We start from the raw sequence: 13,825 nt of genomic DNA, 5'->3' as shown, positions 1-13,825 counted from the left end.
CGCTAATAGAAGGCGCAATAAATAGTTATTAACACTATCAAATCCCATACTCAACCCATAACAATTCATTTGAATTTTTTGAGGTATTCGATCCGCTCATTTGTTTTATCCAACAAGCATTTCTCATATATACTGGAAAATGCAGTCCCTGTTTTGGATTCATAAGTCTCATAATCACAACTAGCATCTCGCATTTTTATCCATGCCAGTTGAGATTTTTTAAGGTATATGTCACGTGGCTCATTCTGTCCATAAAACTCCGCTCCCTCTTTTTTATACTCCTGAATTTGCTTATTATATACAGAATTCAATTCAGTATCTGCTTTGGAATATGCACCTTTTATTTGCTCATAATTAATTTTTTCACTTGAAGAGTCAGCTTTTGCAATTGGAGACAATACAAACACCGTGAGAGCAAGAATAATAACTTTCTTCATCATAAATATCCTTTTCTTTCGTTAAATCTTTGAGTTGGAACCCCAAATGAAGACTTCCAGTGAGAGTTGGAAATATTAACTTTAAAATCACCCTCACTAGATTTCAGATCTTTCATAAAGTACTGTCTTGTTCTTGAGGAGTTATCTCCACGAAATGTCAAATCTACGAGGACATCTTGAACTTTTTGGCTGTAATCCTCAAGATTGACTGAGATTTGATGACCATCAATATTTGCACCCTTCGCTACAACTCGCTTTGTTACGCTGTATAAATGATCATACACAGCATTAAAGAGAAAGTGCTGCTGTTTTCTAGTTAAATACTGGTCTGATTTTGGCACGTCATTGTTAATGCCTTGGCAATAAGTTAATGCAGACGTCCCTTTCAATCCGACACTTCCAAGGAGCCATGCTCTAAGTTTGGATGGTAAAGGCTTTGTGTTTTTTTCCATTTCATTAAAAAGGCTTTCAATATACGATTTTGATTGCTGCTCAAAGTCGAGTCCACGACCAAATGTCACACCAGAGAGACCTATAACAACACCTTTATTATTAGGAACATGAGGATGGCGTGAGAAGTAAATGCTATTTTCAATATCGTTCCCTTCAGCATTAAAGGTAAGCTGCCCTTTCGGTACTGTTAGCCATTTTTTATCCATCTCATCGCCGTCGGAATCACAAATACTATCCAAAAACGTCACAGGATGCATATGCCAGACAGGCGCACCACTGCTGAATCCGTCAACCTTGCTCATCCATTCCATGTCGTCAAACCACTGTCTGACATAGCTGACACAGAGGGGATCCAGCTGCTTTAAAAACGTTCTCCAGCGGTGATGGCTGCTGCCGCCAAACCACTCAATGTCGTGCTTCACCACCATCCGCGCCGCGATATCCCTGACATCCATCTCCGGGAAATTATTTTAATTCATTATTCACAGGCGTTAGTTCCAGAGTAATAATTTAACTCATCATCTTCTAATTTCAAATTGATAGAGTTATAACCAAGCCCATCAAATAAAGTTAGTTATATTTGCTTTTAATGTATTGTTTAATAGATGCTGTGGTTTTATATTTAAAATGCACCTCTTCACCACTAAACTCACCATCCATACCGTTTAGCGCAGGATCCTTTGTGATTACATCATTTAAAACCAATGAGTCATTAGTGTATTTATAAGCATAGACTTGATAAGTATTCCCATTGATGGACTCAGCTTGATGCAATTGGTGCCAAGATATTAAGACAATAACGTTTTTTACATTATGAATCTTCATAAAAACACAGTATCAACATTTGGAGTATCCCCATCCATTTCATATTTATCAACTTGAGTTTTTTTTGTTCCTGAATCGTAGTACAAACCGAGAGGGAAATCAGGATTTGGTTCTCTCTGAAAGTAGATTGCTTTTTCGCCGTCAATTTTGAATGGCCCTTGAACTATCTCATTCTGCCCATATGAAGGCAATGAGCAGAATGCAAATAATAAAATGCAGAGTATTTTGGAAAACATATATTCGTCCTTATTAATATTGAGCAACTCTGCAATATTGTTAAACCTAATCTGACGTTCATCATATCCGTTAGAGAGCCAATTATGACCTTAACTAAAGAGCTAACGTTGTACTCGCTTCAATGATTCATATTGAATCCACCATCTTCACTTCAGTTCGAAATCGTCAGACTTAATCCAATATGACATCTTTTCCCCAGATGATGTTGTGTATTCAATTTGATAAAACGATCCATCATCGGTCATATCAGATAGCTTGAACCCATCCCCCTTAACTAAGTATGCCTTTAATTTCCCTTGCTCATCTGGTTGAGAATACAAAGAGGATTTTTGAACTAACACAATACCATTCAACGGTTTTCTTTTTGAGTAATCATCACCTTCTGACACTAATTCCTGATGACTTCGAATACCATTTGCATAATAAACTCGCTTTACCTGCTGACAATCAGCGCAGAAATCAGAAAACAGCAGATCCCAATTTTTCCCTGATACAATTTTATACACATCATTAATCCATGCCCCCTGGTCTCGGTAGGAACTTATAACATGGTCATTTACTGATGACATATTGCATAACTTACCTTCTTCGCCAGCAAAAGGTGAAGCATCTATTTCATTGTTATTAATCTCAAATATCACCGAGCATTTATTAACATCATTTTCACTACTAAGAAAAAGATATTTATTATCATTTAATATTTTAACCTCTACATCTGAATAACCTTTTTTTACAAACTTTTGAGAAGATGCAGGTAACTTCATCCCATCACATATCTTTGCCATGCAATCAGTTGCGTAACTATTTGCGCTTATACTGATTAAACTTAGAGTAGTAAGCATTATGATTTTTTTAAGTAACATTACTCCAACCCCCATTCTTTTTTAATTGCATCGAAATACCCCTGTCTTTCCGCCAAGCCATTTTTACCACCATTGACAGCAAGAGTAATCAATTCAACATTATTTTTTTCACTATCAATCAAGATATTAACATCACCTCTAGCATCATACTTTTTGTGAACACCACCATTATTACGCCAGAACCAGCAAGACGCCTTAATTGCATTACTCATCACCGAAGCGACTAACTCAGAGTTAGCGACACAATCAACGCCAGAGTAACTAGAGAAACGTCGATAGTTATTTTTCCATGTTAACTGAATCAGTCCTCTGCCTTTATAACGAGGACCGTCACCGACAACAGTATTTCCATTCTTAACGGCATCTTTATGCTGCCCTGGATCATAATTACGTCCAGAACCAAACTCTAGCGTTGTATCAAAGTGCGCTGACTCATGCAAACATTGGGAAAGGAAATGTGCTTTATGATAAGCACCTGTAATACCATATGCAATTAATTGCTCATTAAATTCGCTCACAAAACTTTGCTTATCAAATTCATAAACTTCAGGATAATTATTTTTGAAATGGGTCGAAAATGCCTTCCCGCCTCTTTTACCTGTAAACCAAGGATTAGTATGCCCTAATAATTTTTCAATCAGCTCAACAGTGACTTCGTACTCCGAACCTACGTTTATTAAATCCAAAAACACCACCGGATGCATATGCCAGACAGGCGCACCGCTGCTGAATCCGTCCACCTTGCTCATCCATTCCATGTCGTCAAACCACTGTCTGACATAGCTGACACAGAGGGGATCCAGCTGCTTTAAAAACGTTCTCCAGCGGTGATGACTGCTGCCGCCAAACCATTCACTGTCGTGTCTGACCACCATTCGCGCCGCGATATCCCTGACACCCAGTTCCGCGTAATTCACCGCGAGACGCAGTTCTTCGCCGGAAAGGTCGCCGCTGTTATCGCTGTCCATTTTCCGCAGCAGGGCTTTGTAGTAGTCAGAGACCTGTTTTTCCCGGATACCGCGCTCAGGGCGTACCCACTCTGCAATCCTGGTGAACCCGTCTTTAATCCACCCTTCACGCAGGGATTTCGTCATATCGGATGTGGACGGCTCTTCAAATGCTTTAAAGCCAAGTTTATCCAGGTCGTACTGGCCGATATCCGCATCCACATCGGTACCACTTACCCAGGCCCCGTCTCCGATATCAAACCAGCGCTTACCGCTGCTGTCGGTGAACGGTTGGCATTTGTCCTGCGGCATGATTTTGTGAATATCTTTCTTCACCTTCCCTTTGGTCTGGGTGAAGGTATCGCCGGAGCGGGCATAAACGGGACTTTCCGGATGAATATGAACGTATTTCGGGCCGCTCTTCACCTGCGCCTTATTGCTCAGAAAATCGATCATCCGGCTGTCAGTGCTCAGCACTTCAACGTGTACGAACGCGCTTTTTTCCACACCGTGTAAGTCGCAGGGGGCAATGTCCTCCGCCAGATAGCCCACAGCATCACCCGCCGCGACTTCGAGCTTCATTGCCGGTTTGACAACAGCATCAAATGCCCCTTGTGCAACAGCCTGCTGCATCCAGGCCGGAAGGTGCGCCATTTGCTCACCATCAGGTGTCACAAATTGCGAGTCAAGCGACACCCAGTATGCCTTGCCGGTCATTTCGGATTTGCTGTTCAACACCCGGGCAAGTCCGAACGTCTGCGTCTGTCCCTTCAGATCGAAGGTAATCTCACGCAGCACAATGACGCGGTCGCCCGTTTTCAGTTTACTCTTCGCAACCGGTGCCTTATCTCCATCTTTTTCTTTGCCGGTATATTCACGCTGACTGAGCCCGTCACCCTTGTCAGTAACCTGATACAACTTGTGCTCCGGAAAGGCAGACAGCGGAGCAAGCCCGATATACAGCGAGTAAAAATCGAGGCCGTTGTCCTTCTTTTCAGGATCCGGAGTACAGGTCGATTTGACCAGCACAAACGTACTGGAATACTGCAGCGGGTTATTGATGTATTTACTGGTCAGATAGTCCTGATTAATACGCCAGGCCACCACTTCGCCGCCCGCCATAAACTGAATCGGTACCGCCGTGTCTGCCATCTCGTTTGTCAGCACGGAACCCGGGGCACTCTTACGGGTAATGTGGATCCCGCCGTGCCACATGTTATTCGTTCCGGCCAGCCAGGAGCCGTGTGGCTCCTGACAGAGCGGCTGCATCATGTCATCCACAGTGGCGTATTGTTCACCATTCGCTTTTCGGGCAGGAAAACAGATTTTCATTTCGGTCATCCTTAACGTGAAGGAAGTATCACCCTACTGGGCCGGGATGCGCTCAAGTTCAACCGACACGTTTACCCCACCAGAGCATTGGGCAGTGAACTGATAAGCGTGCAGCCACACTTGTGACCATGGAACGCCACGGGAACACCGCGATCGCGATAATTTGGGTTACCTTCGACGATAGTGGTATCGCCATGTTCCGGGCAGGAAACACGGTCACCATTGCGGGCCACGCCGATATCACCAAAGAACATGGTTGCTGAGCAGGATAACACTGCACCACCATGAGTGGTTTTGTCACCAAGACGAATTATCCCTTGCATATTTATCCTTTAAGTTAGTAATTTCCGTTGGTAGGTACATATTCTGATGGTCATCTCAATCAATCGACTGTCAGAACGTCAATTCTTTGTAATGTCATTTTTGTTTGACATTCATAAATTGATTTTTTTCATTGAGCAAAATTTTACTTTTCTCGAGTCCTTCAACCTTGCCACAGATTTAATTTTTATCGTTCAGTAACAACATCGTAACGCGAGGTCTGCGTATTGAATTTATAATTAACACTCACATCAGGCCCAGTACTGTAACAATTCAATCGAATTTGAGAGCCATCACTTTCTATATTTTGAAAAATAGACGTCATATACGAACCAAATTCACAGTCATTCATCTGCGGGTTGATAACCTGTATTAACTTACCACTTTGTTTATCGATAACATTTACTTTATTAATTACAATACCATCTGTACTCGCTTCATAAACACCAATGAAACCATGTTGTTTAGTCTGACCCCAAAATGGAATATCCAATGTCTTAGCACTTCCATTTATAACACCATCACTAACTTCAACTGTCTCCTTTAAATCCACTTTTAAAGCTGACCGTTCATTGTGCCACTCACCAAGAAAACCAGTAGATTTCCGTGTTAGATTGAAAGGGCATTTTGAGACTTCAACCCCCCCTCCTTGAACAATATATTTTTCGAAACTTTCATCGCTGACAGCCTCACATAATACAATTGAACCTGATTCGTTTACGCCATATAGAGGAATAGGGGACCTGTGGTTATCGTAATAGTAGCTCCCCTCTACATTTACCTTTTTCCCAAAGTCATAAAACTGTAGAGACAAATGCACGGGATATTCCCCGATATAACCTTCATAATTTTTTACGACATATGGCATGTATGCAGCTTGAATTGAAGCACTCAGGAATAGTGCAAAAAAACAAAAAGAAACTTTAATTTTAGTCATCGTTTCACCTCGATTTTTAATCAATTAAAACGCATCAGCAAAGACGTTAGTTGATTTGATTTTTTCAAAATGTTCGCGTCGCTTTGCATAGCTAGTTGTATCCAGATTCACTTTTGCCGTGATTTTATCTACTACTGCTCCCGTATCACCCTGATCAGCAAGATCATAAAGTTTTTCACGGAGCCAAAAGTAAACAGCTGAACGTACGCAATAGGTCCCTTCCTCAAGCATTGATGGATTGCTTATAAAATCAACATCATTACTCCAGTTCTTTTTATAGTAATCAGAAAACCCTTGGTAATTTACTTTTCCTGTGAGATGAATACCACCTCTGCCTCTGTATGTACTACCATCACCTGACGCAACATTCCCATTCCCTAATCTGTTAGCATAAACTCTATCAGCAATAGCAATCTCATTTGCATGTTTCGTAATTTTCCCATTAACTTTCGTATATGAGTATTCTTTTGCTTCTGCAGGATGCGATCTAAAATAGCTAAAATTAGCCTTTAAACCTTCTTCGCTATAATTAAGGCCTTCAAATGGACTTGCAGCACCGCCCATTTCCTCTCTTATCTGTGCGAAAAAATGGTTAACTCTCGAAATGGTATCCAGTTTATATTCACTTGCATGATTGTTAATCTCATCTGCAATTTCCTGCAGAAAGGAAAACTTCGCAGGTGATTTTAAACCATTAAAGACTTTATAAAGCATGTTCGGAGTTATATGGATAGTAAATTTGTCTCTAACTGAATCCAAAAACACCACCGGATGCATATGCCAGACAGGCGCACCGCTGCTAAATCCGTCCACCTTGCTCATCCATTCCATGTCGTCAAACCACTGTCTGACATAGCTGACACAGAGGGGATCCATCTGCTTTAAAAACGTTCTCCAGCGGTGATGGCTGCTGCCGCCAAACCATTCACTGTCGTGTCTGACCACCATTCGCGCCGCGATATCCCTGACATCCAGCTCCGCGTAATTCACCGCGAGACGCAGTTCTGCACCCGAAAGGTCGCCACTGTTATCGCTGTCCATTTTCCGCAGCAGGGCTTTGTAGTAGTCAGAGACCTGTTTTTCCCGGATACCGCGCTCAGGGCGTACCCACTCTGCAATCCTGGTGAACCCGTCTTTAATCCACCCTTCACGCAGGGATTCCGTCATATCGGATGTGGACGGCTCCTCAAATGCTTTAAAGCCCAGTTTATCCAGGTCGTACTGGCAGATATCCGCATCCACATCGGTACCACTGACCCAGGCCCCATCCCCGATATCAAACCAGCGCTTACCGTCTTTGTCTGTGAACGGTTGGCATTTGTCCTGCGGCATGATTTTGTGAATATCTTTCTTCACCTTCCCTTTGGTCTGGGTGAAGGTATCGCCGGAGCGGGCATAAACGGGACTTTCCGGATGGATATGAACGTATTTCGGGCCGCTCTTCACCTGCGCCTTATTGCTCAGAAAATCGATCATCCGGCTGTCAGTGCTCAGCACTTCAACGTGTACGAACGCGCTTTTTTCCACACCGTGTAAGTCGCAGGGGGCAATGTCCTCCGCCAGATAGCCCACAGCATCACCCGCCGCGACTTCGAGCTTCATTGCCGATTTGACAACAGCATCAAATGCCCCTTGTGCAACAGCCTGCTGCATCCAGGCCGGAAGGTGCGCCATTTGCTCACCATCAGGTGTCACAAATTGCGAGTCAAGCGACACCCAGTATGCCTTGCCGGTCATTTCGGATTTGCTGTTCAACACCCGGGCAAGTCCGAACGTCTGCGTCTGTCCCTTCAGATCGAAGGTGATCTCACGCAGCACAATGACGCGGTCGCCCGTTTTCAGTTTACTCTTCGCAACCGGTGCCTTATCTCCATCTTTTTCTTTGCCGGTATATTCACGCTGACTGAGCCCGTCGCCCTTCTCTGTGACCTGATACAGCTTATGTTTCGCAAAAGCCGACAGCGGAGCAAGCCCAATATACAGCGTGTAAAAGTCGAGGCTGTTGGCCTTCTTTTCGGGATCCGGGGTGCAGGTGGATTTGACCAGCACAAAGGTACTGGAATACTGCAGCGGCTTATTCATGTACGTGGAAGTCAGGTAATCCTGATTAACACGCCAGGCCACGACTTCGCCACCCGCCATAAACTGAAGCGGCACCGCAGTATCTGCCGTCTCGTTTGTCAGCACGGAACCGGGGGCACTCTTACTGGTGATGTGGATCCCGCCGTGCCACATGTTGTTTGTTCCGGCCAGCCAGGAGCCGTGTGGCTCCTGACAGAGCGGCTGCATCATTTCATCCAGGGTGGCGTATTGTTCACCATTCGCTTTTCGGGCAGGAAAACAGATTTTCATTTCGGTTATCCTTAACGTGAAGGGATATTACGTGTTTTGGGCGGCGTCACGCTGGCGTTTGTCTGGCTAAACCTGGGCGGCGTAATGTCCATGCTGCCACCCGCCATCGGTGAGCGGTAATGCGCGGATTTGACCAGGTAATCCCCTGGGGTTTCTTCCAGAATGCCGCGGTTGTCCAGCGTGATACTGGAGCCGCCGCCGTTAAGTCGCAGTTTAGGCGCACTGATGAGCAGTTCATCCTTGTTACTGCTGATGGTAAACAGTAGCTCAGATGTCATCTCCATCGAACTTGCTTCAGCGCGGATCTCAACATCACCCTGATTAGCAATCATCTTCGCCCCGGACTGATGAGCAAACAGCCCGACAGACTCACTGGCAGCCAGCGTGATGTTCTTCATTGCTCCCATATCCAGATGCTGACCTGCACTCAGGATGGTGTTCAGCTTGCTGGTCATCTGAAGATGCTCACCCGAGGTGAACGCCACGCCCTGCGGTGCGCTGCCCAGCAGTGCCGCGGACTGAAGGTCTCTCAGGCGGTTTTCCAGCAGTCTGTTCTGGCTTTCGAGGTCACAGGTGAGTGCCTGAGCCTGCTGCGCGAGAAGATTAAGGCGGTTCATTTCTGCTGCCGACTGGTTAAGGCGCTCAATGGCCGGTGCCATATCCAGCACTTTACCCTGCGCCGCCGGCTGTGCATCGGCGGTCAGGAACATCCCCCGTCCGGCACGCAGCGCCCCGTACTCATCGGTACGCAGTTCAAACCCGGTACCGCGGGGCTCACGCTCACTGTCCACGACGTGGCCGCCGTTGAGTTGCGTCTTACCAAACGGCGTCGCGAGCTTGAAATGCTCTTCCTGACGCTTGTCTTCCAGGCGGAATTTATTGTCCCCGGCCGTTCGCCAGATGTTGCGCGTGTGGTTGTCGCGGGTGACGTGGTCAGGGTGTTCTGAATCATGCTGCGCGTGGGCGATGTACGGACGGTCCGGGTCGCCGCCGTCGAACATCACCGAGACTTCGGTACCGTCGAGCAACGGGGAGTGGAAGCCGTAGGTATCCCCGGCATAAGGTTTTGCCATACGCAGCCAGAGGTAGGCATTACCCTGTTCGGTGCTGTTACGGTCAAAGTCGAGCCGGACGCGGTAACGCCCCTGATTGTCGAGGTACGCATAGGTGTCATGCTTCTCATCGCTTTCCACCCGGGCAGGCAGGGAGCCGGCCATCACCGGGCGGTTCAGCAGTGCCGGGCGGTAGCAGACCGTTTCACTGTACGGAATACCCGTAAAGCGCAGCTGAAAGCCTTTGTCACGTGCACCTGAGCTGTGAACCCCGGTGATGACGATGCCGTCTTTTAATGAATTGACAAGGCCACTACCCTGCGGCTCCAGGACTTCGCCCGGGGCCAGTACCGGGCTGCTCGCACGTCCCGTGACGGTCTGCTGGGCATTCAGGTAGCGTTCATGGCGCAGCCGGGCAAACCAGGCACCGCCTTCCGGGGTTTCGGTATCCCCTTCGCTCAGGAACGGCTCAGCATAGTGATACACCTCACCGGTGGTCGCCCCGCCTTCCTGGCGGACGGTGACAGAACTGTCCTGCGGGGTCAGCGCGTCACGGTAGTTATAGTCGCGGGTGGCTACGCCACCCGTCACCACGCGGTCTGTCGAACGAATATCCCAGACGCTCTCCTGGCCGTTATCACTGGTACGTGACGGCGGGATAATCGGCAGCTTCACGCCAAACTGATACTGCATCTGGCTGTCCTGGAAAATCACCACATCCTGTTCAATGCGGCCATCCATCTCAAAGCGCCAGAAGATGCCGACTTCGGCCAGCAGTCGCTGAACAAAGGCCAAATCCGTTTCACGCCACTGGGTAATCAGCTCGCGAGCCGGGTAGGCCTGCGACAGACGAAATTCGAAATCCGCCCCTTCCAGCCCATGGGAACGCAGAATTTGCTCCACCACTTCCGGCACCGACTGGTTCAGATATACCGCACAGCGCTCGGTATGCTGCATGAGCGCAATACGCGGCACCAGTCGCAGGGCATAGGTAATTTCATCCCCCGAGACAGAGATACGGCGAAAATCATCCACCACCCCGTAGACCGTGCGCACCGGCACCGCCGGCGTACCGTCATAGAGCGGTGTCTGGAAGGTAAAGGAGGCCGGTTTAAGCATCAGCTCACTGCCGGCAATATTTGCCGCACAGGTGACGGTGATGTCATAGCGCCACGGCTGGCTCAGGGTTTCACTGGCGCGAAAACGCAGGACATCGAGAAAATGCGGGCACTCATGAACATCCACGCGATAGCGGGACAGCCCCAGAGCCTCATCAATTTTCTTCTGCGCCAGACTGGCAATGCTTTCCGTCATCACGCCTCCTCTCGGGTATCCGTGGCATCAAATTCCAGCCCAACCCCTTCTTCATCACTCCAGCCGAGCGTCAGGGAGTGTGGTTTCTGTTTCGCAGCCATGTGGGTCAGCAGCTGCTGACTCAGCACCGGCAGAATTTGCTGATTGAGCAGGCTGTCAACATTGCGTGCGCCGGTATCCGGCAGCAGGCAGGCGGCGACCAGCGCGTCATACAGGCTCTCATCAATCTGCGTGGTCAAACCGTAGTGACGATGTAAGCGCTTGCTGACCTGTGATAGCTTCATTTCCACGATGGTACGCATGGTCGCTTCGGCCAGAGGGCGGTAAATCACGGTCTGGAAACGGGCCAGCAGTGCCGGCTGGAAGTGGTCGCGTAAAATCGGGCGCAGCAGTTCGTGCAGATCCGCTTCGGTGGCGTCCGGCTGCTCATCCAGCAGCTGCATGATGTGGTCACTGCCGAGGTTCGAGGTCATCAGGATAACTGTGTTACGGAAGTCGATTTCACGCCCTTCTCCGTCGCGCATAAAGCCGCGGTCAAACACCTGATAGAACAGGTTCATCACGTCACGGTGCGCCTTTTCCACTTCATCGAGCAGCACGACGCTGTACGGGCGCTTGCGCACGGCTTCGGTGAGAATGCCGCCCTGCCCGTAGCCCACGTATCCCGGCGGTGAGCCTTTCAGCTGTGAAACCGTGTGCGACTCCTGGTACTCGGACAGGTTGATGGTGATGAGTGACTTCTCGCCACCGTACAGCACATCCGCCAGCGCCAGCGCGGTTTCGGTCTTACCGACGCCGCTCGGGCCGACCAGCAGAAAGACACCCTGCGGACCATTTTCTGAGGTGAGGCCTGTTTTCGCAGCACGCAGGCGCTGAGCGATGGCGGCCAGAGGAACATTCTGGCCTACCACTCGCTGGCCAATTTCGTTTTCCAGCGTCAGCAGCTCGGTCTGTTCGTCTTTCATCAGGGAAGACAGCGGCACGCCGGTCCAGTCGGCAATCACGGTGGCAACGGTGCGTACGTCCACATCAACGGAAAGCAGCGGGTTGCTGTGCTGCATGCCCTTCAGCTCCTGTTGCAGCGTGTGCGTCTCGCTACGACGGGAGATGTCCTGCCGGCTTTCCAGCAGTTGTCCGGTGAGTTTCAGTTCCTGACCGTACTGGGTTTGAAGCTCGTCGAGTGCAACGATGAGATCGTTCTCTTCCTGCTCAATGGCGGTCAGGCGTTCACCATGACTCTGATTGCCGACTGCGATATCTTCCTGCAGCGCCTGCTTCTCCATTTCAAGAGAGGTAATCTGCGAGCGAATGCGGGTCAGCTGTTCCGGCACGGTGTCGAGGCTCATGCGCACGCGCGCAGCGGCGGTATCCAGCAGGTCAACGGCCTTGTCCGGCAGCTGGCGACCTGTCAGGTAGCGACGGGACAGCGTGACCGCAGCGCGCACCGCATCGTCAGTGATGTGTACATTGTGGTGTTCGGCATAGCGGGATTTGAGGCCACGCAGCATCAGACACGCCGTCTCATCGTCCGGCTCGTCCACCAACACCCGCTGGAATCGGCGCTCCAGCGCGGCATCGCGCTCGAAGTACTGCTTGTATTCGGACCAGGTTGTCGCAGCAATGGTGCGCAGTTCGCCGCGAGCCAGCGCTGGCTTCAGCAGGTTGGCCGCATCGGCTCCGCCCGCCTGGTTACCGGCACCAATGATGGTATGCGCTTCGTCGATAAACAGCAGAACCGGCACCGGCGACTGCTGAACCGCATCGATGACGTTTTTCAGGCGTTGTTCAAATTCACCTTTCACGCCTGCGCCCGCCTGCAACAGACCGAGGTCAAGGGTGCGCAGGATGACCGGTTTGAGGGATTCAGGTACGTTGCCCTCGGCAATACGCAGCGCCAGACCTTCGACCAGAGCCGTTTTACCGACACCCGGTTCACCGACCAGAATCGGGTTGTTCTTACGACGGCGCGAGAGAATGTCGACCATCTGGCGGATTTCGGTATCACGGCCGAACACGGGGTCAATCTTGCCCTCCTTCGCTTTGGCGGTGACATCCAGAGTGAATTTATCCAGCGCGTTCTGCAGCGCCAGGTTCAGCTCCCCGACGTTCAGCTCTGCACCGACCGGGCGGCCAACAAACTCGACCTCACCGCCGTGGCTCTGCGCCAGTTCTGCTTCCTGCTGCACTTCCGGACGTTCATCCGACTGCCCATCAAGCAGCGGACGCAGACGCTCCAGCTGACTCTGGCCCAGCGTCAGCAGCGGCCACAGCCCGTCACAGCGAACCAGTTTCTGTTTGTAAACCAGCGCCATCAGTAGATGAATGCTGCGGATTTGTTCCTCGCCGTTAAGAGAAGCAATCAGCCAGGCTTCCTGCATCAGCGTCTGAATGGCATCAGACAACTGTGGACGTTGACGTACTGAACGCGGCTGTTTATCCAGCCAGGCAAGCAAATCCTGCCAAAGCTGGTCCATATCCCACTCATAGCGGCGGGCCAGCACCGTCAGGTCACCTTCCCCCTGTTCGAGCAGCTTCAGCAGCCAGTGCTCCGGCAAAATTTCTGCGTGTGCACGGGTCTGACACAGAGAGGCCGCCCCTTCCATTGCGCAGGCGCAGTAAGGGTTGAGACGTCGAAGAAGGATTGCCGGGTTTTCCATGTTTGCTTGCTCGCTGTTGAGGACCGTTCAGGCACGCTACCGCCCCTGGCCGTTACCGAGGCCCATAAGGTCTGTTTCCGGGATGTGATGTTTTTTGC

At 49.4% G+C, this 13,825-nt stretch carries 11 protein-coding genes; all 11 read right to left on the bottom strand.

Features of this window, described 5'->3' with window-relative positions:
• Positions 1 to 65: 65 nt before the first annotated feature.
• The 11 genes from ACVKSX_RS18560 to tssH all read right to left on the bottom strand — a co-directional run bounded on the left by ACVKSX_RS18560 (position 66) and on the right by tssH (position 13,727).
• Positions 66 to 440: a lysozyme inhibitor LprI family protein gene (locus ACVKSX_RS18560; protein WP_354438108.1), complete on the bottom strand. Its 375-nt coding sequence runs from the start codon at positions 438 to 440 to the stop codon at positions 66 to 68.
• Positions 437 to 1,345 carry a pesticin C-terminus-like muramidase gene (locus tag ACVKSX_RS18555; RefSeq protein WP_022625134.1) on the bottom strand — a complete coding sequence of 303 codons (909 nt, stop codon included), beginning with the start codon at positions 1,343 to 1,345 and terminating at the stop codon, positions 437 to 439. Before ACVKSX_RS18555 ends, ACVKSX_RS18560 begins: the two co-directional genes overlap by 4 nt.
• 115 nt (positions 1,346 to 1,460) lie before the next feature.
• On the bottom strand, positions 1,461 to 1,715 hold the full coding sequence (locus ACVKSX_RS18550) for a hypothetical protein (RefSeq protein ID WP_022625135.1): 255 nt from the start codon (positions 1,713 to 1,715) through the stop codon (positions 1,461 to 1,463).
• A complete protein-coding gene (locus ACVKSX_RS18545) occupies positions 1,712 to 1,951 on the bottom strand; it encodes a hypothetical protein (protein ID WP_022625136.1) in 240 nt (79 codons plus the stop codon). Before ACVKSX_RS18545 ends, ACVKSX_RS18550 begins: the two co-directional genes overlap by 4 nt.
• Before the next feature lie 147 nt (positions 1,952 to 2,098).
• Positions 2,099 to 2,815, bottom strand: coding sequence for a hypothetical protein (locus ACVKSX_RS18540; protein WP_354438107.1), 717 nt, complete (start codon positions 2,813 to 2,815; stop codon positions 2,099 to 2,101).
• Positions 2,815 to 5,094, bottom strand: a complete 2,280-nt coding sequence (locus ACVKSX_RS18535; RefSeq protein ID WP_354438105.1) for a glycoside hydrolase family 19 protein — start codon at positions 5,092 to 5,094, stop codon at positions 2,815 to 2,817. Before ACVKSX_RS18535 ends, ACVKSX_RS18540 begins: the two co-directional genes overlap by 1 nt.
• 71 nt (positions 5,095 to 5,165) lie before the next feature.
• On the bottom strand, positions 5,166 to 5,417 hold the full coding sequence (locus ACVKSX_RS18530; protein ID WP_031292088.1) for a PAAR domain-containing protein: 252 nt from the start codon (positions 5,415 to 5,417) through the stop codon (positions 5,166 to 5,168).
• 185 nt (positions 5,418 to 5,602) lie between these two features.
• Positions 5,603 to 6,352 carry a hypothetical protein gene (locus tag ACVKSX_RS18525; RefSeq protein ID WP_354438103.1) on the bottom strand — a complete coding sequence of 250 codons (750 nt, stop codon included), beginning with the start codon at positions 6,350 to 6,352 and terminating at the stop codon, positions 5,603 to 5,605.
• Between the two features lie 24 nt (positions 6,353 to 6,376).
• Positions 6,377 to 8,704, bottom strand: a complete 2,328-nt coding sequence (locus ACVKSX_RS18520; protein WP_354438101.1) for a hypothetical protein — start codon at positions 8,702 to 8,704, stop codon at positions 6,377 to 6,379.
• An 11-nt stretch (positions 8,705 to 8,715) separates the two neighbouring features.
• Entirely contained in the window at positions 8,716 to 11,070 is a 2,355-nt protein-coding gene (locus tag ACVKSX_RS18515; RefSeq protein ID WP_354438100.1) for a type VI secretion system Vgr family protein, read from the bottom strand.
• Positions 11,070 to 13,727 (bottom strand): type VI secretion system ATPase TssH, encoded by a 2,658-nt coding sequence (gene tssH, locus ACVKSX_RS18510; RefSeq protein ID WP_354438098.1) that lies wholly within the window; start codon positions 13,725 to 13,727, stop codon positions 11,070 to 11,072. The genes ACVKSX_RS18515 and tssH overlap by 1 nt, the downstream gene beginning before the upstream one ends.
• Positions 13,728 to 13,825 lie beyond the last annotated feature (98 nt).

It is taken from the genome of Pantoea sp. PvP021, from assembly GCF_054056055.1.
This window is presented reverse-complemented; position numbering and strand designations above follow the sequence as displayed.